Source organism: Cryptosporangium japonicum (assembly GCF_039524755.1).
Lineage (GTDB): Bacteria > Actinomycetota > Actinomycetes > Mycobacteriales > Cryptosporangiaceae > Cryptosporangium > Cryptosporangium japonicum.
Window position 1 is genome coordinate 141,311 of the sequence record NZ_BAAAGX010000008.1, and the last position, 22,073, is coordinate 163,383.

The 22,073-nt window shown below is 71.7% G+C and carries 17 protein-coding genes and 1 pseudogene; 10 read left to right on the forward strand and 8 right to left on the reverse strand.

The window, feature by feature from the left end:
- Positions 1 to 22 precede the first annotated feature (22 nt).
- Genes ABD437_RS10980 through ABD437_RS11000 form a run of 4 tightly spaced genes read left to right on the forward strand, consistent with a single transcriptional unit; the run spans position 23 to position 4,884 of the window.
- The gene (locus ABD437_RS10980) at positions 23 to 1,537 is read left to right on the forward strand and encodes a hypothetical protein (RefSeq protein WP_344648684.1); all 1,515 of its coding nucleotides are present in this window, start codon (positions 23 to 25) and stop codon (positions 1,535 to 1,537) included.
- 41 nt (positions 1,538 to 1,578) lie between these two features.
- A complete protein-coding gene (locus ABD437_RS10985; RefSeq protein ID WP_344648685.1) occupies positions 1,579 to 2,133 on the forward strand; it encodes an RNA polymerase sigma factor in 555 nt (184 codons plus the stop codon).
- The gene (locus tag ABD437_RS10990; protein ID WP_344648686.1) at positions 2,130 to 2,978 is read left to right on the forward strand and encodes a hypothetical protein; all 849 of its coding nucleotides are present in this window, start codon (positions 2,130 to 2,132) and stop codon (positions 2,976 to 2,978) included. The genes ABD437_RS10985 and ABD437_RS10990 overlap by 4 nt, the downstream gene beginning before the upstream one ends.
- Positions 2,979 to 3,015: 37 nt before the next feature.
- Positions 3,016 to 4,884, forward strand: coding sequence for an RNA polymerase sigma factor (locus tag ABD437_RS11000; RefSeq protein ID WP_425558133.1), 1,869 nt, complete (start codon positions 3,016 to 3,018; stop codon positions 4,882 to 4,884).
- Between the two features lie 120 nt (positions 4,885 to 5,004).
- On the opposite strand, the gene ABD437_RS11005 is transcribed toward ABD437_RS11000, so the two are convergent.
- A complete protein-coding gene (locus ABD437_RS11005) occupies positions 5,005 to 5,592 on the reverse strand; it encodes a TetR/AcrR family transcriptional regulator (protein ID WP_344648688.1) in 588 nt (195 codons plus the stop codon).
- A gap of 103 nt (positions 5,593 to 5,695) precedes the next feature.
- Between ABD437_RS11005 and ABD437_RS11010 the strand changes: the two genes are divergently transcribed.
- The 4 genes from ABD437_RS11010 (at position 5,696) to ABD437_RS11025 (ending at position 9,308) form a co-directional block, all read left to right on the forward strand.
- On the forward strand, positions 5,696 to 7,333 hold the full coding sequence (locus tag ABD437_RS11010; protein WP_344648689.1) for an MDR family MFS transporter: 1,638 nt from the start codon (positions 5,696 to 5,698) through the stop codon (positions 7,331 to 7,333).
- A 129-nt stretch (positions 7,334 to 7,462) separates the two neighbouring features.
- Positions 7,463 to 8,683, forward strand: a complete 1,221-nt coding sequence (locus ABD437_RS11015) for an inorganic phosphate transporter (protein ID WP_344648690.1) — start codon at positions 7,463 to 7,465, stop codon at positions 8,681 to 8,683.
- Positions 8,684 to 8,691: 8 nt separating this feature from the next.
- The gene (locus ABD437_RS11020) at positions 8,692 to 8,994 is read left to right on the forward strand and encodes a hypothetical protein (protein WP_344648691.1); all 303 of its coding nucleotides are present in this window, start codon (positions 8,692 to 8,694) and stop codon (positions 8,992 to 8,994) included.
- Between the two features lie 2 nt (positions 8,995 to 8,996).
- A complete protein-coding gene (locus ABD437_RS11025; protein WP_344648692.1) occupies positions 8,997 to 9,308 on the forward strand; it encodes a DUF3349 domain-containing protein in 312 nt (103 codons plus the stop codon).
- Positions 9,309 to 9,355: 47 nt separating this feature from the next.
- Here ABD437_RS11025 and ABD437_RS11030 read toward each other — a convergent pair whose 3' ends face one another.
- The 6 genes from ABD437_RS11030 to ABD437_RS11055 form a co-directional block, all read right to left on the reverse strand.
- On the reverse strand, positions 9,356 to 12,091 hold the full coding sequence (locus tag ABD437_RS11030; RefSeq protein WP_344648693.1) for a WD40 domain-containing protein: 2,736 nt from the start codon (positions 12,089 to 12,091) through the stop codon (positions 9,356 to 9,358).
- Positions 12,088 to 14,214 carry a transglutaminaseTgpA domain-containing protein gene (locus ABD437_RS11035; protein WP_344648694.1) on the reverse strand — a complete coding sequence of 709 codons (2,127 nt, stop codon included), beginning with the start codon at positions 14,212 to 14,214 and terminating at the stop codon, positions 12,088 to 12,090. Before ABD437_RS11035 ends, ABD437_RS11030 begins: the two co-directional genes overlap by 4 nt.
- Positions 14,211 to 15,374 (reverse strand): DUF58 domain-containing protein, encoded by a 1,164-nt coding sequence (locus ABD437_RS11040; RefSeq protein WP_344648695.1) that lies wholly within the window; start codon positions 15,372 to 15,374, stop codon positions 14,211 to 14,213. The genes ABD437_RS11035 and ABD437_RS11040 overlap by 4 nt, the downstream gene beginning before the upstream one ends.
- Before the next feature lie 26 nt (positions 15,375 to 15,400).
- A complete protein-coding gene (locus tag ABD437_RS11045; RefSeq protein WP_344648704.1) occupies positions 15,401 to 16,390 on the reverse strand; it encodes an AAA family ATPase in 990 nt (329 codons plus the stop codon).
- A gap of 332 nt (positions 16,391 to 16,722) precedes the next feature.
- Entirely contained in the window at positions 16,723 to 17,361 is a 639-nt protein-coding gene (locus ABD437_RS11050; RefSeq protein WP_344648696.1) for a hypothetical protein, read from the reverse strand.
- Between the two features lie 218 nt (positions 17,362 to 17,579).
- A complete protein-coding gene (locus ABD437_RS11055) occupies positions 17,580 to 17,897 on the reverse strand; it encodes a hypothetical protein (protein WP_344648697.1) in 318 nt (105 codons plus the stop codon).
- Positions 17,898 to 18,000: 103 nt separating this feature from the next.
- On the opposite strand from ABD437_RS11055, the gene ABD437_RS11060 reads away from it, so the two are divergent.
- On the forward strand, positions 18,001 to 18,972 hold the full coding sequence (locus ABD437_RS11060; RefSeq protein WP_344648698.1) for a right-handed parallel beta-helix repeat-containing protein: 972 nt from the start codon (positions 18,001 to 18,003) through the stop codon (positions 18,970 to 18,972).
- A gap of 4 nt (positions 18,973 to 18,976) precedes the next feature.
- On the forward strand, positions 18,977 to 21,772 hold the full coding sequence (locus ABD437_RS11065) for a toll/interleukin-1 receptor domain-containing protein (protein WP_344648699.1): 2,796 nt from the start codon (positions 18,977 to 18,979) through the stop codon (positions 21,770 to 21,772).
- Here ABD437_RS11065 and ABD437_RS11070 read toward each other — a convergent pair.
- A pseudogene (locus ABD437_RS11070) lies at positions 21,769 to 22,073 on the reverse strand (hypothetical protein); the annotation flags it as partial. The gene ABD437_RS11065 and the pseudogene ABD437_RS11070 sit on opposite strands and share 4 nt — an antisense overlap.

Consider the following 22,073-nt stretch of genomic DNA (forward strand, 5'->3'; position numbering starts at 1 on the left):
GCGCGGCGGACAGGACAGGGATGTGAGCACTCCCCCACAGGACCCGTCGCCCCTTCCCGACGCTCCGCTGCCCGCGTCCGACGCGCGGCGCGCGGCGCTGCTCCGCGAGCTCGACCGGGCGCCCGCCCGCCCGGCCGGCCGCCGCGTGCGGGTACTCGTGCCGGCGTTGGCGGCCGGCGCGCTGGCCGCCACGGTGGCGGTCGTCGGCGTCGTCACCCAGGTCGTCGACCGGAACGACACCGGGCCGACCGCCGGACCGACCGCCGGGCAACCGGCGGTGCGCCCGGCCGCGCCGGTGCTGTCCGACCCCGAACTGGACGCGGTGCTGGCGCGCGCCGACGAGGTCGGCCTGCAGTACCGGAACCCGGGGTTCGGGCCCACGGACTACATCTACACGCAGTCCCGCGTCCGGACGGCGAGCGGTGCGCTCGCGACCCAGGAGGAATGGTTCCCGGCCGACGGCGACGGCCCGGTGGTCACCGAGGTCGGCGGAACGACAACCGAGTCGTCCAGCGGCGCGACGAAGCAGTCGGGCCCGATCTTCACGCTGCCCGTGATCGCGGCCGACCCGACGTACTACCGGCTGGGTGGTGGCGTCGGCACCGCCGAGAACGGGCCGCTGGCGCTCCTCGAGGAGATCCGGAAAGCGCTCGCCGAACAGGGCGACGACTCCGATGCCGCGGTGTTCGCGCGGCTGCGCCGGATGCTGCGCGTGGGCGGGCACCAGCACGGCCAGGTACGGACCTGGCTCTACCACGCCGCCGCGCTGGTTCCCGGCGTGCGTTACGACCGCGACGAGACCGACGTCATCGGCCGTACCGGGGTCGCGCTCACGCTGACGACCGACGGCGTGCGTCAGCGCATCGTGCTCGACCCGACCACCGGCGCGCTGCTCACCCAGGCCGGTTCCGATGACGAAGCGTCCCCGGCGATCCTGCGCTCGGGGCTCACGCACGAGGTGGGCGGCCCGCTGGTCGTCTACCGTGAACCGCCGGAGCGCAGCGTGCCGGACGTCTCGTTGCCGAAGAAGAGCTGGGATCCGGACGCCTCGGTGCGGACCCTCGACTTCGCCAACCTGGAGTACGAGCTCCCGATCGTCGTCGACGATCCGAAACAGGTCGTCGCGGGCGTCGACTCGGGGTCGGGTGGGCCGGTCGGGACGTTCCGGGACGGCGTCGCGCTCGTGCCGCCGGACGGAAAGAACCCGCTGCGGCTGCGACTGGACCCGACGATCGTCTACCTCCGGGCGACCGCGGCCCAGGTGGGGCCGGAGGCGGCCGGCGGCGACGCGGCCGAGACCGCGATCGTCGTGCTCGAGATGACCCGCGCCGGCGCGCCGAAGCAGTACGCGGTCATCGCGTTCAGCGGGCAGCCCGGCCCGTTGTACCCCGGCCCCCAGTCGCTCGTGCGGATCGTGACCGGCGGGCCCGGCCCGGTCGTCAGCGCGTCCGGGGACACGCTGTCGTTCGCCGAGCGGCCGGGCGCCCCGGTCGAACGATTGGTCCGCAACGGCGTCGGTTTCGAGCCCAAGAAGTGAAGCCGGGGAACCTGAGTGACCGCTGTGGACAGGACATCAGTGTGACGACTTCACTGCGGAGCCGCGTCCGCGCGGGTGATTCCGCCGCGTTCGGCGAACTGTTCGACGAGGCCGCCCGGCGCGTCTACAACCACGCGTACCGGTTGCTCGGCGACTGGTCGGCGGCCGAGGACGTGGTCTCGCTGACGTTCCTCGAGGCCTGGCGGAACCGCTCGCGGGTGCGGCCCGGCGGGGAGTCGCTGGTGCCGTGGCTGCTGGGCATCGCCACGAACGTCGCCCGCAACACCGCACGGGCCCGGCGCCGGCACGCGGCCGCGATGGGCCGGTTGCCGATGCCGCACCACGAACCCGACTTCGCCGACGACGTCGCCGACCGGGTCGACGTCCTGGCCGCCGCCCACGCCGCCCAGGAGGCGCTGGCGCGGTTACGCCGGGGAGAGCGGGAGGTGTTCGCGCTGTGCGTCTACGCCTCGCTGGACTACGCGGCGGCGGCCGAGGCCCTCGGGATCCCGGTGGGGACCGTGCGGTCCCGGCTCTCCCGGGCGCGCGCCCGCCTGCGTAACGTCACGGTGCCGACCGAGCGGGTGGCCCGGTGACCGCCGAGCTCGACCTGCCGGACGCCGACGGGCGCCGGGCCGCGCTGCTGCGTGAGTTCCGGCGCGAACCGGCGACCCGCCCGCGGGCGTTCCGCCTGCGACCGGCGGCCCCGCTGCTGGCCGCCGGTGCGCTGGCCCTGACCGTGGTGGTCGCGACACTGGCCGGAACGATCGTGCGCGACCGGCCGGCGCCGAGCGTCCCGGCCGGGCCGGTCGTCCCGGCGGCGGAGGTGCGGGCCCGGCTCGACCACCTCGACGCGACCGTGACGTCGACCGTGCGCTCGTTCTCCCCGGACCACTTCGTCTACGTCCGGACGTCGTCGGCGGAGCGCTGGTTCTCCGAGGGCGGCACCCGGCGCGGCGCGGTCCTCGACGCCGACGGGCTACGCACCACCGAGCCCCTGATCCCGGCCGCGGACGTACCGGCCGGGGACCCCCGGCAATCGGCGCCGGTCGAGTACGTGCTCGCCCATCCGTCCCTGAGCGGCGTCGTCGGCCTGCAGGACGGCCACCCCCGCCGGTCGCCCGGTGAGCTGGCTCGCCACGGTTCCCCGGGTGAGGTGTTCGCCGCGGTCCGCGCGATGCTGCGGGTCGGCGGCCTGGTGCCGGAGCGGACCCGGACGTGGCTGTACCGGGCCGCCGCCGCCGTGCCGGGCGTGACCGTTCGGTCGGGCGTCACCGACACGGCCGGCCGCTCCGGCTGGGCGCTGACGCTGGACCGTCAGGTCATCCTGTTCGACCCCGGCGACGGTGCCCTGCTCGCCGAGTCGTCGTCCGGAACCCCCGGGCCGGCCGTCCTGTCGAGCGCGATCGTCCGCTGGGCCGGGGTCCGACCGGCGAAGTAGCCGGGAACTATGTTCCCGCTGTGGACAGAACAGGGGCGTGACGACAACTCTGCGGGAGCGTGTGCGCGCCGGGGATCCCGCCGCCTTCGGCGAGCTGTACGACTCGGCCGCCCGCCGGATCTACAACCACGCCTACCGTCTGCTCGGTGACTGGTCGGCGGCCGAGGACACGGTGTCGCTGACGTTCCTCGAGGCCTGGCGCGGCCGCGAGCGGATCGACGCGACCGGCGACACGCTCCTGCCCTGGTTGCTCGGCATCGCGACGAACGTCGTGCGCAACACCGCACGGGCCCGGCGTCGTCACGCCGCGGCGCTGGCCCGGTTACCGCGGACGCCACCGGAGCCGGACTTCGTCGACGAGCTCGCCGAACAGGAGCAGTGGCTGGCGGTGCGGGCCGCGCTCGAGACCCTGCGCCGGGGGGGAGCGGGAGGTCGTCGCGCTCTGCGTCTACGCCGGGCTGGACTACGCCGCCACCGCCGAGGCGCTCGGCATCCCGATCGGAACCGTGCGGTCCCGGTTGTCGCGGGCCCGGGCCCGGCTGCGTCAGGCGATCGACCCCGAGACGAGGAAGGTGACCCGATGAGTGACGAACTCGCCGCTCTGCTGCCGCCGGCGCCCGCGGAACGGGACGTGCCCGCCGCCCGGCGCGCCGCGCTCCTCCGCGAGCTGACACCGGCGCGCCCGGCGCCCCGGTGGTCGGGCTGGACGGCACCGGCCCTCGCCGCGGCCGCGCTGGTACTCGTCGTCGCGCTGACCGCGGTGCTCGGGCTGGTCCTGCGACCCGAACCGCGGCACGCCGCCCAGGGTGGCCCGACGAGCCTGGCCGAGCTGCGCGCGCGCTGGTCCGCGGCGCCGCGGACCGCGCTGCCCGGCTACTCCCCCACCGGATTCGTCTACGTGCGGGAACGCACCCCCGAGGGGGCCCAGCGCGAGACCTGGTACTCGGCCGACGGGTCGCGTCCCGGCGCGGAGCGCACCTCCGCGGGCAACCAGCTGGTGCCGGGTCGCTCGGAGGCGCCTCCCGCGTCCGGTGCGGACCTGCTCGCGCTGGTGGAGAAGCACCCGACCGTCGAACGGCTGCGCCGGGCCGCGGCGGAGATCAGCCCGGAGCGGTTCGTCGCGTCGCTGCGGGAGCGCGGCCGATCGCCCGGAGAGGTCTTCGCGACCCTCGTGGACGCGCTGCGCACGGGTGGCCAGGCCGATCCGCGGGTGCGCACCTGGCTGTACGACACCGCGCTGCTGATCCCCGGCCTGCGCTTCGTCGCCGACGCCGCCGACGACCTGGGGCGCCACGCCCCGGCGCTCGCGCTCACCGACGGCGACCGGGACTACCGCATCCTGATCAACCCGCACTCCGGGGCGTTCCTGGGCGGCGGAACGCTCAACACCGTGCCCGGGAAGGTCGACTACACGGTCCTCGAGTACGGGGCCACCGCCACCGCGGGCGAGCTACCGGCCGTGCTGCTCCGGCCCGACGTCGTGCCGCTGTCGGCGCTGCCCGACCCGGCGAAGTCGGCGGTCGTACCGGCGACCGTCCGGGACGTGGATTTCCGCAACGGCGACTGGCGGCTGCCGCTACGGGTGAACGGGGACGGCCTCTCGGCCACTCCGCTGGTGGCCGAGCAGCTCGTCGCGTACTTCGTCGACGGGAAGGCCGTGGTGGGAGCGGTCACGCTGGTCATCGATCCGCAGCGCTTCCCGGTCCGCTACCTGCAGCCGACGCCGAAGCAGGTCGGTGCGGCCGACGGCCCGGTGCCGGAGGTGGCGATCGTCGTGGTCGAGATCCGGAGCGCGCGGGGAGCCACCTACGCGGTGTACGGGTTCACGGGTCAGCCGGCCCCGGGCTTCCCCGGCCCCGCGGAGCTGGTGCTGTACTCCAGGACCCCGCCGGGCCGCCCGAGGTGACCACCGACCGGGACGTCGTCTCGATCAGGACGCCGTCCGGCCGGGAGCCCCAGCGCTTCACCCGCGCCGTCGTCAACGGCACCGACCGGGGCTTCGTCCGCGTGTGGTGACCGGGGGTACTCACCGGAACGGCGCGCCCACCTGGTCGAGCACCTCGTCGATCGTCGGGATCAGCGCGCGGACCTCGGGCTCCTCGATCCACAGCGCGGTCGCGACGCGCAGGCCGGCGAGGAACGCGGCGGCCAGCACCCGGGCGGCCCGGCGCGCGTCCGGCGTGTCGGTTCCGGAGCGCTCCTGCAGCACCCGGGCGACGTCACGCTCGAACGCCCCGTAGATCGCCGACTGGCGGGCCAGCAACGACGGGTGCTGACGCAGCGCGCGCATCGCGGTCGCGCGGGCCAGGTTCGGGTCGGCCCACTGCCCGTACAACGCACGCAGGCTCTCGCGCAGTGCGAGCCAGGGCGGCTCGGCCCGCGGCCGCTCGCGCAGCGCCTCGAGCCACGACCGGAGCCGCTCGACGTCGCCGTGCAGGATCGCGTCCTCTTTGCCGGCGAAGTAGTTGGAGAACGTGCGGCGTGACAGCTCGGCCGCGTCCGCGATGGCCTCGGTCGTGACCCGGTCCAGGCCCTGCTCGAGCGCGAGCCGGACCGCCGCCTCGTGCAGCGCCTGCCGCGCCGCCACCTTTTTCCGCTCGCGCAGTCCGTCCACGCTGGTCAGCCTATCGTCGTTTCCCGATGTGCAAACTTGCCCACTGGGCAGTATTGTGTGGTTGCATCAGTCAAGCAATCGAGTCTTCGGAGGACGCGCGCCGATGACCGCGCCGACCGCACCACCGCCCGCCGCCGGCGGCGCCATGACGCACCGCCAGACGCTGGAAGCGCTCTCCGGCCTCCTGCTGGTCCTCTTCGTCGCGATGACCAGCGCCACCGTGGTCTCCACCGCGCTGCCGACGATCATCGGCGCGCTGGAGGGCAGCCAGTCGCAGTACACCTGGGTGGTGACCGCCTCGCTGCTCGCGGCCACCGCCACGACGCCGATCTGGGGCAAGCTCGCCGACCTGTTCAGCAAGAAACTGCTGGTGCAGATCGCGATCGGCATCTTCCTCGTCGGCTCGGTCATCTGCGGTTTCGCCCAGAACGCCGGCGAGCTGATCGCCGCGCGCGCCTTCCAGGGCCTCGGCATGGGTGGTCTGCAGGCGCTGGTGCAGGTCGTGATGGCCGCGATGATCCCGCCCCGCGAGCGCGGCCGGTACAACGGTTACCTCGGTGGCGTGATGGCGCTGGCCACGGTCGGCGGCCCGCTGCTCGGCGGCCTGATCGTCGACACGTCGTGGCTCGGCTGGCGCTGGTGCTTCTTCATCGGGGTGCCGATCGCGATCGTCGCGCTCGTCGTCCTGCAGCGCACGCTGCACCTGGCCGTCGTGAAGCGCGAAGGCGTCTCGATCGACTACCCGGGCGCGTTCCTGATCGCCGGCGGCGTGAGCATCCTGCTGATCTGGGTGACGTTCGTCGGCGACACGTTCGACTGGGTGTCCTGGCCGACCGCGGCCATGGTCGGCGCGGGCGTGCTCGTGCTGGCGTTCGCCACCTGGGTGGAGAGCCGGGTCAAGGAGCCCGTGGTGCCGCTGCGCGTCATCGCCCAGCGCACCCCGGCGCTGGCGATCGTCGCCAGCCTCTCGGTGGGCATGGCGATGTTCGGCGGCGCGGTCTTCCTCGGCCAGTACTTCCAGATCGGCCGGGGCTACAGCCCGACCGAGGCCGGGCTGCTGACGATCCCGCTGATGGCCGGCGTCCTGCTCTCCTCGACGATCTCCGGGCGCCTGATCACCGCGACCGGGAAGATCAAGCCCTACATCGTCGGCGGCACGGTCGTGCTCGTCGCCGGCTTCGGCATTCTCGGGACGATCGACCACCTCACCAGCCTGTGGCTGGTCGGCGTCGGCATGTTCCTGGTCGGCACCGGCGTCGGCATGTCGATGCAGAACCTGGTGCTCGTCGTGCAGAACACCGTGGCGCTCTCCGACCTCGGCGCGGCCAGCGGCGCGATCACGTTCTTCCGCTCGCTCGGCGGCACGATCGGCGTCTCGGTGCTCGGCGCGGTACTCGCGAGCAAGGTCACCACCGACATCACGGCCCAGCTGCGGGCGGCCGGGGTGCCGGCGAACGCCGGGGCCGACACCAGCACGCTGGACCTCGAGGCGCTGCCGCCGGCCTTCCAGGAGATCGTGCGCGCGGCCTACGGCGACGCCACCGGCCACATCTTCCTGATCGCCGCCGCGATCGCCGTCGTGGGCGTGCTGGCCGCGGTGGCGCTGCCCCAGGTCGAGCTGCGCACCACCGTCGACCTCGCGAAGGCCGACCAGGACCCGGACGAGGCGACCCCGCTCACCGAGGTCGCCGGCGGCGTCGGCGTGGAGGACGGCACCCGCACCGAGGGCGTACGCGGCTGAGACCCGGTCACGGGCCCCGCGCGGGAGGCGCGGGGCCCGTGACCGTTAGTTCCCCGGCGAAGGTGAATTTCCGGCGAACTCCGCTCCCGGCACTTTTACGGACATGGTTGTCCGACGCACCCTGAGGGTGTGACAGCCGCAACCGTCATTCTTGTGCTCGTCGTGGTCACCGCGTTGGCGTTCGACTTCACCAACGGGTTCCACGACACCGCGAACGCCATGGCCACGTCCATCGCCACCAAGGCGCTGCAGCCGAAGACCGCAGTCGCCTTATCCGGGATCCTCAACCTGATCGGCGCGTTCCTGTCCGTCGAGGTCGCCCTCACGGTCACCAACGCCGTGGTGAAGATCCAGAACAAGGACGGCACCCCCAAGGACGCGCTCACCGCCGACGGTGGCCAGGCGCTCCTGTTCATCGTGCTGGCCGGCCTGGCCGGCGGCATCATCTGGAACCTGCTGACGTGGCTGCTCGGCCTGCCGTCCAGCTCGTCGCACGCGCTGTTCGGCGGCCTGATCGGCGCCACGATCGCCGGTCTGGGCTTCAGCGGCGTCAACTGGAACGGCGACGGCAGCAAACTCGACGGCGTCGTCGGGAAAGTGATCCTGCCCGCGTTGTTGTCCCCGGTGATCGCCTGTCTGATCGCCGCGGCGGGAACGTGGCTGATCTACGCGGTCGTCCGCGGTGTCGCCGAGCGCTACACGAACACCGGCTTCCGCTGGGGCCAGATCGGCTCCGCGTCGCTCGTCTCGCTCGCGCACGGCACCAACGACGCCCAGAAGACGATGGGCGTCATCACGCTCGCGCTCATCGCCAGCGGCCACTGGACCGACACCGAGAACATCCCGTTCTGGGTCAAGGCCTGCTGTGCGCTCGCGATCGCGCTCGGCACCTACCTCGGTGGCTGGCGCATCATCCGGACGCTCGGCAAGGGCCTGGTCGAGATCGCTCCCCCGCAGGGCATGGCGGCCGAGAGCGCGTCGGCCGCGGTCATCCTGACTTCCTCGCACCTGGGCTTCGCGCTCTCCACCACGCACGTCGCCACCGGTTCGATCCTCGGCACCGGCATCGGCAAGCGTGGTGCGGAGGTCCGCTGGAAGGTCGCCGGCCGCATGGTCACGGCGTGGATCATCACGCTGCCGAGCGCCGCGATCGTCGGGGCGCTGCTCTGGTACATCGGCGACGTCCTGGGCGGTGGGCTGATCGGCGCGATCGTGGTCTTCGCGCTGCTCGTCGCGGCGGCCGGCTACATGTACTTCCGGTCGCGGCAGAAGCCGGTGCACGCGGGCAACGTCAACGACGAGTGGGAGGGCTCCGCCCCCTCCGCCGATCGCACCCCCGAGACGGTCTGAGGCACATCGTGAACAACGTGACGTTCGCCTTCGAGGCGGCCTGGAAAGTCCTGCTCATCGGTCTCGTGCTCGGGGCCGGCCTGCCGACGCTGTTCGCGTTCGGCATCCGGACGATGGCCTGGGGCCAGGGCGGGTCGGCGGAGGTGGACACCGCGTCCGCCCCGCACCCGGTCGGCCGGGTCATCGGGATCCTGTGCTTCGCGCTCGTACTACTCGCCGTGTTTCTGGGGATCACGTACATCGTCGCGTACGGATTCGGCAAGGAACTCAGCTTCGAACACGTCTACCCCACCATCCAGAACAAGGACTGAGGATGAGCGAACCGCGCTCCAACTTCGTCGCCCGCGCCCTGGAGTGGCTCCGCGCCGGGTACCCGTCCGGTGTGCCCCGCCAGGACTACGTGGTTCTGCTGGGGCTGCTCCGCCGGAAACTGACCGAGCACGAGGTCCGTTCGATCTCCGACGACCTCGCGCTGCTCGCGTTACAGGGTGAGGAGATCACCACGGCCGACGTGGAGAAGCTGATCAACGAGGCGACGCTGGACGAGGCGTCGGAGGAGGACGTGGCCCGCGTCTCCGCCCACCTCGCCGCCGGCGGCTGGCCCTTGGCGGACGCACCCGCGTAGCCAACACCGGAGAGCCGGGCATTCCGAGCGCCCGGCTCTCCGGTGGTTCAGGGGCACACGGCCCGGAAGTCGACGCCCTTGCCACCATAGCGATCCCACTCGACTTCGCTGAGCGGTCGGCGCACGACGGCGCAGAGCGCCGCGACGGGGTCGGAGAGGTACCCGACGTCCCACAGCTGGGTCCGGTTGTCGAGGCTCGCACTCATCAGCCACCGGCCGGACGGCGCGAACGCCACTGCGCTGACGGTGTCCCGGTGCGCGATCATCGGCCTGCCGATCTGCGTCCGAGTCGCGAGATCGATGAGCCGGACGGACTTCCCCGCGGCAACCACGGCGAGCACGCGGCCGTCCGGACTGAACGCGAGCCGATGGATATCGCCCTCCGCTTCCTGGACCGTGATCGGGTCGCCCTGCTGTTCGCCCGTGCTCGGATCGAAGAACCGCACCGCGCCGTTCGCTCCGCCCACGGCGAGCAACGTCCCGTCGGCGCTGAAAGCGATCGTCCGCGCGCCGCTGACCGCGTTCGTCAGCGAGATGGTGCGCAGCAGCGTCCGTTCCGGCATGGCCCACACCCGCAGCACGCCGTCGTCGCCCCCCGCGACCAGCAGCCGGCCGTCCGGGCTGAAAGCCAGCGTGTAAACACGACTCGTCCCCGGACGCAGGACGGCCACCGGCCGGTGGCTCCGGACGTCCCACAGCCGAACGGTGCCATCGGAACCGGCGCTCGCGATCACGGTTCCGTCGGGGCTGAAAGCGACCTTCTCGATGCGATCGGTGTGCCCGGTCATGGGTGCGCCGATCTGACGCCCGTCGGCCACACTCCAGACGCGGATCGCGCACTCGCAACCGATCATCGGTCGACCGCTCCCGCTCGCGACCAACGCACCGTCCGGGCTGAAAGCGACCGACCGCGGAGGGGATTCGTGCCCGGTGAAGGGCTCACCATCCGGTGTTCCGGACGGGACGTGCCAGAGGCGAACGGTCTGATCGCCCTGTGCGGTGGCCAGCAGGCCACCGTCCGGGCTGAAGACCGCTTCCTGGGTTCCGCGACCGGATCCGGGCAGCACCGGCCGGGTGGGCCGCTGGACAGCGACGTCCCACCGACTGATCCGCCCGACGCGATTGATGGAGACGAACTCGGTCGAACTCGGCAGAAACACCACCTCGCTCACCGACTCGGGTTCCCCGCCGGGAAGCGGCGAACCGATCGCCTCACGCGTCTCGGTGTCCCGCAGCTGGATCAGGCCGTTGGCGTCGCTGCTCGCGAACGTCCGGCTGTCGGCGCTGAACGTGAAGTTGTCGGCTCCGGCCGACGCGGTGACCGGGCTACCGGACGGGTTGCCCGTCCGCAGGTTCCAGAATCGGATCAGCTTCTCAGCACGCCGCGGCCCGGCTGCGTAGCTGACGGCGTATGCCCCGTCGGGTGACACCGCGAGCGCGGTGATGCTCGCTTTGGAGCCGGTCAGATCCCTCCCACGTGTGCCGCCGTCGCGGACGTCCCGCCGGCAGATCGACCCATCCGCGGAGCCGATCACGATCTGATGGGTGAGCCGGTCGAGGGCGAACCTCGTGCTCCGGCTCCCGCACCGTGGGTAGCGGGCGCCGGCGGACGAGCCGTCGGTCAGATCCCACCGCCATGCGTCGTTCACGGTTCCGGCGATCAGGAGGCGCCCGCCTTCAGCGAACGCGATCCGGTAGGCCTGGTCGGTCGCGGGCAGGTGGATCACCCGGCCACGGGTGCGGCCGGCCACGTTCCACAAAGCGATCGTGCCGTCTTTGGTCGACACCGCGAGGGTCCGGCCGTCCGGGGTAAAAGCAAGCGCCAGCACTGCCGACGCCGACGCGGCGAGTGGCGGACCTGACGGCACCCGACCGGCGTCGGTTCGGAGCTCGATCCGTCCGGCGGAGTCTCCCAGTGCGATCGTCTTCCCATCCGCGCTTGCCGAGAGCACGGCGTCAGACATTCCGGTGGGGGTGCTCGACCGGCCCGGATAGGTATAGCTGTCGAGCACGGCAGAACGGGTGTCCTTGGTGCGCTCGATCCGCACGGCGGCCAGGCTGAGGAGCTCGCCCAACTCCGGGTCCCGGGCGCGCACCTCTTTGCTCTGCCGGATGAACTCCTTGGCCGCCGAGCGCTCCGCCTGGTCCCAGCTCTGCTTGACCTGATACCCGGTGAAGCCGGTGAGAAGTACGACCGGAGCCACCGACGCCGCCACGATCTGACGTGTGCGCGACGCGTCGATACGAAGGATTTCTTCTTTGGGGCGGCCGACGAGTTCAGCCGCGATCGTCGCGAGATCCTGACGCAGACGCCGCCGACGGAATCGCGCTCCCGCGAACCACGTCAGGTCGACCCAGAGCGGCTCGCTCCGGTAACGGCCGCGCAGCGCCGGGGGAAGCGCGTTGCTGTCGGGCGAGAAGTCCGACCGGTCCTTGTCCCACCTCAGGGTGCCGCCGGTGTGCACGATGATGAGCCGGTCGACGTAGCCGGCCCGCGCGTGACGTTCGAGCCAGTACTCGATCTCGCGCCCCACCCAGGTGGAGCGCGCCGACTCCGGCGAGGCGAAAACGAGCAGGTACTCCGAGTCGGCGAGCGCGGTCCGAACCGTCGTCCACAAGTCGTGGCTACCGCTCACCGTGGTGGCGGTGTGGTCGAGATAGATCCGCAGGTGACGCCCAGCGAGCCGGCGTTGTCCGGTGAGCCGCGCCAGCGCGCGCCGGGCCCGCTTGGCCAGTAGGGCGTCCGCGCGGTGGCTATAGGAGATGAAAGCGTCGTACGTCACCGGAAGGGATCCTCCGCGTTCCACCGTGGACGAGCGACGGAGCCCAGCCGTCGCGCGATGCGCCGTCGACGGCTCACGATGCTCCGCAGGCGTGCCCGCACCGCGTCGGCCTGCGCCCAGCTCTCGTCGGCCTCGGCGGCGGTAGGGGTTTCCCGGGAGAACAACGCCCGGTTCGCCAGCGGGGCCAGCTTCGCCATGCGTTCACCCAGCGGGCGATCCGTCGCCGACAGCCAGGCAGCGAGATATTCCGGCGTCGCGCTCCGCAGGTCCGGCACGTCGAGGATCCGCAAGTTGTCCAACACGTCGTGCCAGGCGCCCAGCGCCCGGCCGCGCCGCCCCGGAATCGACCGCCGGACCCGTCGACGCCAAGCCGGCGCCGCCGACGCGGCCGTGAGGTAAATGGCTAGCAGGAGTACGACCGGAACCCCGACGGCCAGGGCGATCGAGACGGTCCGGGGGTCCGGTCGGTCGACCGCCCGCGCCGGGGGCGGTTCCGCCGGGTCCGGTGACGGTGCTTGTTCTGGTACGGGGGGTGGCGGGCTCGCCTCCGGATCACCCTGATCCGTGCCGGTTCCACCGACAGGCTTCGGACGCTCGGCCGCCGTTCCCGGCGAGGGGGTCGGGTCGAACGCGAGCCAGCCCTGGTCGGCGAAGTTGATCTCGGCCCAGACCGTGGCGTCGGCACCACGGACGACTCTCGTCGCGTCGGCCGCCGGTACGCCCGCCCGGAATCCGACGACGAGACGGCTCGGCAGGCCGAGGAGACGGGCGGCGAGTACGAACACACCGGCGAACTGCACGGCGGTGCCGGTGCGCTCGGTCAGAAACGTCTCCAGCTCGCCCAGCGTCGCGCCCGGCGTCGCGTGGGGGTCGTGGTGGTAGTAGGTCCGAAGGTAGGTGACCAGTGATTGAGCCTGGGCGAAGTCCGGCTGGCCGGTCGGAACTGCACGCGTCAATCCCAGGAGGGGTTCGGGCAGCGCCACCGGCAGCACGAGCGCCGAAGCGGGGCCCCCAGCAGCGACCAGGCGGCTCTGACCGGCGGCTGGGACGTCGGCGTGAGCGCGGGTGACCAGCCGGTAGTGCTGCGCCGGGCGTAACGGCTCGCGGGTGAGCAGCGTGCCGGAGGCCGTATCCACCGCGCGGATGTCGTCCGGAAGACGCCAGGGACGCGCCGGCGCCGGTAGGTACCGCCCGGTCAGCCGCTCGATCCAGATGTCCTGCTTCCGCGTCGGGCCCAGCTCGGCCGGAGCGTCGGGCGGCACGCCGAGGCCCGCGATCGTGAACTTCCCCGTGCTCCCCCACTCCCGACCGTCGTAGGTATCCAGGACCGCCAGCCGCAGAGCGTCCGTACCGGTGTCCCGGGTACGGAACAGGGTCTCCGCCGGCTCGGCCCACCATCCCGCGACCCGATCGAGTGGGCTGACCTCGGTTTCCGCGACGGCGGCGAGTGGCAGCTCCTCCCGCGCGTCGTACGGCGGTGAACCAGAGATCACGAGGGAGCCGGCGGGAACGAGAGCCAGCAGCGCCACCAGCGCCAGCGCCAGCCCCGCGCTCAGCCCTGGCCGACCCGGTCCGCGCAGCGCGAGCAACGTGACGCCGGACATCGCGAGCGCGACGACCGGCACGGCCACGTACCCGGTCGCGGGCACCGTCGCGGCCAATCCGAGTACCAGGACGACGCCGGCCGGAGCGAGTGGCGCGAGCGGGCTCCGGCCGCGTACCAGCAGGTGAATTCCGGCGGCGGCGCTGAGCCAGGTCAGAGCGGCCGGGACCAGGACGAGCTCCGGACGATCCGGCACCGGCAGCGTCATCGACAGCAGGTCCAGCCACCCGTCCCGGAGCGCCGCCGGCGTCCGCGCCGGCCCGCCGGATCGCTGATCCATGCTCATCAGCACCGCGGCGGCCAGCACGCCACTGACCACGGCGAGAATCTGGATCGCCCACCACCGCCGGAACATCCGAGCGGCGGCTCGGACGACGAGCGCGCCGCCCGACGCGGCCACCAGCACCGGAACCACGAGCACGGAGCCTTCGAACGCGCGCTGGAAGCCGAAGCCTCCCGCAGCACACGCGAGCGCGACCACGGCGGTCGGTGGCCATTGCGAGCGGAGGTTCGTCGTCACCGACGTGGCCCCGCCGTCGCGGTGATGATCCGGTTCCAGCCGCGCACCGCCGCGTCCAGGCTTCCGGCGTCCAAGGCCCAGCACGGACCGACACGCCGAAGTCCAGGTGGTAGCGCCGGGTCCTCGTGAAAGCGGATCAGCAACACCGTTTCGAACGAGCGGGCAGCGTGACGCATCGCAGTCTCGTCCGCACTGCCCGTCGGATGAGGTGTGAGCACCGCGAGCACACCGCCGGCCGCCGTCCCACGTCGATCGCGCGCGAACCGGTGGATGCACGAGGCCAGCCGGCCGTCCGGTCCGGAGCCTTCCGGCTCCCGCTCGACGAACGTCAGGAAATCCACGTAGTGACGGACGCGGCTCTCCGCATCACCGGTGGTCCTGAGCGAGTGGGCGAGCCTCGCGCGAACGGCGCTGTCCACGATCGAGGCAGCGGCGTCGACCGCGACCTCGAACGGCTCCTCCCCCGACCCCACCGGGCAGCGGGTGTCCAGCAGAACGTCGACGGACGGCTCGAGCGGGACGACCTGCTCGCGCATGAGGAGGCTTCCGTCCGGGCGTCGGGCACTGGCCAGCCAATGAATGCGCCGGATGTCGTCTCCCGGCACGTACGGACGCAAACTCGCCGACGTGACACCGCCGTCGATCCGCACCCGCCCCTCGATCCGATCCTCCGGCCCGGCCCGGCCCGACGTCGGCACGACCACCGGCTTCCGCCTCGGGCGCACGAGCACGGGGTCTTCGCGGAAGGTCGGCCGATGGCTTCGCCGTACGAGGTTCAACGCGTCGACCTGCGCCACCTCGACCGGCCCGAACGACACGTAGCCCCGCCGGTCGGGATGAACGTCCGTAGTGCGCTGCGCGCTCTCGCCAGCGGCCAACCGGACCGGCGCCCCGAACCCCGCCTGCGGCCGGGAGGGCAGTCCGATCGTCAGCGCGGGCGTCGTGAGCCGACCCGCGTTCCGCACCTCCACCGTCAGGCGTGCTTCGTCGCGCCGGCTCACTTCGGCCGGCGTCACGTCGAGCGTGAGGTCGATCCGCGGCCGACGGCACATCGAGCCCACACCGACGACGAGCGGCACACCCAACGCGGCCGCCAGCAAGAGAAGTTCCGGAAAGCGCAACACCACGGCAAGCACCGACGCGACGGCGGCGCCGGCCATGAGCTGCCGACCCGCGATCGTCGGTCTCATCGACCGCTGACGAAGCGAGGAGCGTCCACCCGGCGGAGGATCGTCCGGAGCAGCTCCGCCGCCGATACGCCGTTCAACTCCGCCTCGGGCGTCAGTATCAGCCGGTGGGCCAACACCGGCCCCGTCAGCGCCGTGACGTCGTCGGATGTCACCGCATCCCGGCCGTCGGCCGCCGCCCACACCTGTGCGGCGCGCACCAACGCCAGACTGCCGCGAGGGCTCACCCCGAGACGGACCTCGGGTGTCGCCCGGGTCTCCGCGGCGATCCGGACCACGTAGTCGAACAGATTCTCCGCGACGTGAGTGCTGCGGGCGTCACGGGTCATCGTGGCGACGTCGTCGGGCGTGAGTACCGGCTCGAGGGCGGGCGGCCGCTCCTGACCGGTCTGTGCGCGAAGGACGTCGACCTCGGCCGCGTGTGCCGGGTATCCGAGGCTCAGGCTCATCAGGAACCGGTCGAGTTGCGCCTCGGGGAGCGGATAGGTTCCGGCCAGATCGACCGGGTTCTGCGTGGCCACCACGAAGAACGGCTCCGGAAGCTCGTGACGCTCGCCGTCGATCGAGACCTGGTGTTCCTCCATCACCTCCAGGAGGGCCGACTGGGTTTTCGGCGACGCCCGGTTGATCTCGTCACACAGAACGATGTGGCCGAAGACCGGCCCGGCCCGGAACGCCAGGTCGCCGGTGTGCTGGCGGTAGATCATCGTGCCGGTGATGTCGGACGGCAGGAGGTCCGGGGTGAACTGGATCCGGTGCCACGAGCCCGCGATGGACTCCGCAATGGCGCGTGCCAGGGTCGTTTTCCCGACGCCCGGAACGTCGTCGAGCAGAAGATGGCCACCGGCGAAGAGGCAGCAGAGCGCGAGACGCACCTCGTCCGGCTTGCCTTTGATCACCTTCTCCAGATTGTTGGCCAATCGCTGGAACGGTGCCGCAAATCGATCGGGACCCGATCTGGCGGGATAGTCGACCCAGTGTCCGCTCAATTTCTCCGACCATGTCAGCGGTGACCCCTCTTCGGTGGCCACATCAATTCCCCCCCCGCCTTCCGATCCGACGGCTGGCGAAAGTCTCGATGGGCGCGTTGGTCGCAGCAAGCGGCCGAAAGGTCTACTGCCCGAACACGTCGGTCCACCACGGACAGCCGAACGGCTGACTCTTATGCCGACGGTCCGAGGAACGGTTCCGGAAGGTTATCGGACTAGGTTTCAATCGGTGTCTTCACCGACCTCCGCCTTTCTCGTCGATCACAGAGCGGGACATGACTTCTACCGGACGACGGCGCGGGCTCCGCCGCCTGCGACGCGGCGCGCTCGCACTACCCGTGGTGGCTCTTCTCGCGGTCACCCCGATCGTCATCGCCAGCCCGGACCGGGCCCCGTCGATCACGCTCGCCTCGATGCGCGCCTGGTTGGTGAGCACCGCGCCCGGCTTCCTGGGCGAGGTCAACGCTTTGCGCGACGGCGCCGGCGCGACGGTGCCTCTCGGCGGCTCCCGAGGGCATCGCCTGCAGGTCGTCGATCAGCTCGATGCGCTGCTCCTGCATGATTCGGATACCGGGACCGTCCGGTCGATCGACCCCGCGCGGCCGACCGAGCAGACCCAGCGGAAATTCCCACGGGGAACGTCGGTGGTATCGGCGGCCGACACCGTCTATGTCGTCGACGCGCGGATGGGAACGGTCCAGCCGCTCCACCCGGATTCGCTCCGCGACGCGGGTCCGGCGACGGACCTCGGTGACCGGATCGACGACGCGGCGCCGACCCCGGACGGTGATCTGCTGGTCGCCACCGGCTCCGCGACCATCGCGCGGATCCACGGTGGCCGCGTGACGCGCCGGGTCTCCGTGCCTGCTTCGGCGGACCACGTGGCGGTCGCGGCGACCTCGAGCCGCGACGTCGTGGTCCAGGTCGTCGGCTCCGGGGCCGGAACCGTCGATAACGGCGAGGTCACGCACCTCGGAATCCCAGGAAGCGACGCCGCGCCACTGGTCGCCGGCGATCCGGGTGGCGACCGGGTCGCCGTGGCCACCAACCGGCTCTACCTGGCCGACTTGGACGCCGCCGAGATCACGCCGGTCGACCTCGCATTGACCTCCGCGAGTCGGCTGGGGCGTCCCGTCATCGCCGGCGACCGCGTCTACGTGGCCGACGAGGGGACCGGACGCTTACTGGGCTACGACTGGTCCGACCGGCGTGTACTCGAACCCGTCACCGTGGGCCCGGCGGGCCCGCTGGACGTGTTCACCCGCGGTTCGGTGGTCTGGGCCAACGACGCGGACGGCCCGGACGCGGTCGCGGTGGCGCCGGGTTCCGTGCACCACGTCCGTAAGTACGGGCCACGTCCGCAGCCGACGCCGACCACCGAGAACTCGCGGTCGCCGTCCGCCTCGCCATCGCCGTCACCGAGCACCAGCGGCGACGGAAGCCGCTCGCCGTCTCCCTCGGGGACACCGGAAGGATCACCCAGCGGAACCCCGCGGCCGGGTGACACCGGGCCCACGGTAGGCCCCACGGTTCCGGCCACCGGCCCGGGTTCCGTCACTTCGGAGTCGCCGGAGCCGGCGGACTCCGGCAGCCTCGTCGCCTGTGGGGCCGTGCTGACCCGCAGCGTGACGCTGACCGCGGACCTGCATTGTTCGAGCGGCGTGGCCCTGACGGTGGGAGCCGACGACGTGGTGATCGACCTCGCCGGCCACCGGATCGTCGACGACACCGTGAGCAGTGGCTACGCGGAGACCGGCATCCGCGTCGAGAACCACCGCGGAGTGCGGATCCGTAACGGCACGGTCCACGGCTTCCGGCTGGCGGTGAGCCTCACCGACACGCGGGACGTCGAATTGGACCGCATGGTGCTCGAACGGTTCCAGCGAAGCGGAGTGGAAGCCGAACAGGCCACGGGCACGACGGTCCGGCAGTCGACGATCACCCGGGGCGGCGCGGGCAACAAAGGACGCGAACCCATCCGGGCCCGAGCATCGGAGGTCGCCGTCACCGGCTCTGAGCTCAGCGGCTGGAACAGCAGCTGTCTGCGCGGCAGCACCTGCTCGTTCACCGATACTGAGTTCTCGTTCATGATCTTTCCCATCGATGGCACCGTGACGTTCAGCGGCGGCACGATTTACTGTTCGGGCTGCAACACCTCCGTGGGTTCCCACCTTCGCATCGAGAAGTCCACCATTGATTATCTGATCACCGGATACGAGCCGCCCACCGTTCTCGACTCGACGATCGTCGGGCTCGGCATCGTCCTGGAGAATTACTACGAGAAGGCGACCGTCGCCTCGGCGATATCCGGAAACCGTTTCACGGACGGCACGAGAATCGACTTCCGTACCGAACGCCGAGTTCCGGTTCAGTTCGAGTTCAGGAACAATACTGTCGTCGGATCCGAGTCGGACGGGATACATGTCGAGGCTCCCGCGGGAAGCCCGATCGTCCTCTCCGGTAATCACACGAGCGGGAGCCGAGGCTACGGGATCTGGATCAGTCCCGGCGGAGCTCAGGACGGCGGCGGAAACGTTTCGCAGAACGACGCCACCCCTTGCCTGAACATCGCGTGCGGCTGACCCCGTGACCACCGGCTACCACGCGTTCATCTCCTACGCGCGCGACACCGACCGAGACATCGAGGTGGCGCGGCAACTCCAGCACGGGCTCCAGCGCTTCGCCCGGCCCTGGTACCGGGTCCGGGCTCTCCGGGTGTTCCGCGACCACACCGACCTCGCCGCCGGCCCGCTGTGGTCGACGATCGAACACGCACTCGAGCACTCGGACTGGCTGATCCTCGTCGCGTCGCCGAGTTCAGCGGCCTCGACCGGCGTCGCCAGGGAACTCGACTGGTGGCTCCGGCACAAGTCCGACGCGACCCACCGGCTCCTCCTCGCACTGACCGACGGCGACATCCAGTGGAACGGTGACGATTTCGACTGGCACCGGACGACGGCCCTGCATCCCCGCTGCGCCGGCCGGTTCTCCGAGGAACCACTCTGGATCGACCTGCGCGGCGATACCTACGTCGCCGATCCGGATGGCATCGCCAACTTCGCCGCGCCGGTACTAGGCGTCGGAAAAGACACGGTGCTGGCCGAGCACCGACGGCAGCGGCGCCGCACTCGGCTCACTCTTCTCCTCGCCGCCGTCCTGGCCGTGGTGCTGACCGCGAGTACGGCCTATGCCGGGTTCCTCGCCGACCAGCGCGGCGAACGCGAAGCCGAAGCGCGGGAGACAGCCGTAGCCCGTGCCCTGGCCTCGGCCGCGCTGGCCGCGGCGCCGACGTCGCTGGACCGAGCCGCGGTGCTCATCGCCGAGGCTTACCGTCGTCGTCCCGCGGACGACCGCGTTCGGAGCGCGCTGCTCACGATCAGCGCGAGCAGCCCGCAGCTGACGCGATTTCTCCGCGCCGAGGCCCGGGTGACCTCGCTCTTTCCGAGCGCGGACGGGCGCGTGTTCGCGGCGGGTACCGCGGACGGCCACGTGACGCTGTGGAGCTCGCGCGGAGATCGCGTGGCCACCGCACGACTGGGCGAGGCCCCGGTCACTCGTCTGGCGCTCAGCCGGGACGGCTCCACCGTGGTGGCCGGGATCGGCACGACCGCGGTGGTGTGGCGTAGCGGTGCACCGGCCGACCGGGCGGTCGCGCTCCGCGGTGCCGTGCCGTTGGCAGCTGTCACCCTCTCACCGTCCGGGCAACGCGTCGGGGTCGTCCGCAGCAGGGATTACGACGACCACGAGATCACCGTGCACCGAAGCAGCGACGGCGCCGTGGTGAACCGGATCACCAGCGACACCCTGTCGGTTCAGCGGTTGACAATGTCGGACGACGACACCGTCCGGCTGTGCGCCTGGCGCGGCCAGGTGACGACCTTCAGCGGACACCCGCTGGCTCAGAGAGGTGAGCGCACCTACCCACGGTTGGCCAACTACTGGCCCACGGTGGGCAAAGTGGCTTTCCCGACGAACTGCGCCTTCAGCATGCTCAACATCCGTGGGTCGCTGACCGTCACCCCGAGCGTGCCCGGTCGGGAGGCGGAGGAGGCCGGGGGCAAAGTCGCGATCGACGCCGCCGATGTGATGACCGTGAGCACGGACGGGAAACGGGCCGCGGTCGCGACCGCTGGCGCAATCCAGATCGCGGAGGTGAGCACCCAGAACGGCTCCGGATCCGCGCTGCCGGGCAACTCGGTGAGCGCTGTGTTGACCGGTGTGCCGGCCACCGCGAGCATCGAGTTCCTCGGTGGCGGCGATCACGTGATCTCAGCCAACGGCCCCGCGGTCGTGCTGTGGGATCTGACGCGGGCGGGCCGCACCGCCCGCTGGGCCGCCGCGATGGCGTTCGACGACGGTTTTCCCCACCGGGTACCCGTGCGGTCGCCGCCTCGGCTGCTGATCTCGGCCGACGGCAGGCGGGCCGTCGTCGAAAGCGAGGGACCTACCCGCGCGTACCTGGTGGACACGGCGACGATGGCCACCGTGGGAGAGCTCCCGGAGTCGTCCCTCCGAGCCTCGAGCGACGTCTTCGCTCCCCTCTGGATCAGCGCCGACGGGCGGGAGGTGATCGGTACCGCCGGCCGCCGCTGGGTTCGCTGGCGTGCCGACGCACGGCTCGAGGACATCAGCTCCGACCTCGCGGAGGACGTTGCCGGGGTCGGCACCGGGCCGGCGCCCGGGGAGGTCGTCGTGGTCGCCGCCAGCGGTGCGGTAACTCTTCGACGCACGTCCGACTGGACGCTGGTACGGCAGCTCCGCGGACCGGAGCGGAGCAGCTCGGCCGAGGCCCGCGCCGTCGCGTTCCGGCCGGACGGCGGTGCGGTGGCGTTCACGCTGCTCGGGAGGGTGCTGGTGGTGGACACCCGCACCGGCGTGACGACGAGTCCGGCGGTCGGTACTCCCCGAACACTCGCTTACCCGGACCGCGTGCTGCTCGCCGCGTTCGAGGACGGGTCGCTCCGACGGTTCGGCGACGGAAGACAGCAGCTCGTCGCGCCCGGTGACGCACGGCGGTACCCGTCCGGCGGTCAGGCCGTGACGACCGACGAATCGGTCTACGTCCGGGTGCGGGAAGCCGAGAGCGGCGCGGCGCTGGAGGTGACCGACACCCGGACGGGCGTGTCCGTCGGGACGCTACCGCTGCCGTTCCCGCGTTCATTCGATCCGACGTCGACGGCGATCCGGGGACGATTCGTCCCCCACTCCGCCCGGCTGTTGCTGGTTCCTTTCGGCAACCACCTGCTGAGCCTCGACCTCGACGAGAAGCACCGGGTCAGCGCGCTGTGCGACATGGCGTCCCGGGATCTGTCCGACGGGGATTGGCCCACCACGTTGGAGGCGGCACCACCACCGGACCGACGATGCGACCCGAACCGCTAGAGCACCAGAACGAAACCAGCGACGGCCAGGACGGCCAGGATCGCCAGTAGGACCAGGAACCAGCCGAAGCGGGTCCAGGCCAGGGCTGCGCGCTCGTAGGGCTGGGACGGGTCCCGGTGGGCGGCCGCGTGCGCCGGCGCGCGGCGCTGGTCGGGCACCGCCGGGGACGGGCGCAGGGCCGGCAGCGCGGCCAGGCCGGGCAGACCGTCCTCGGGCTGACGCGGGGCCGGCAGCGCGGCCCGGCGCGGCGGCGCGCTGATCTCGGCGACCGGGCGGCGCACCAGCCGGGCGGCGGCCCGCG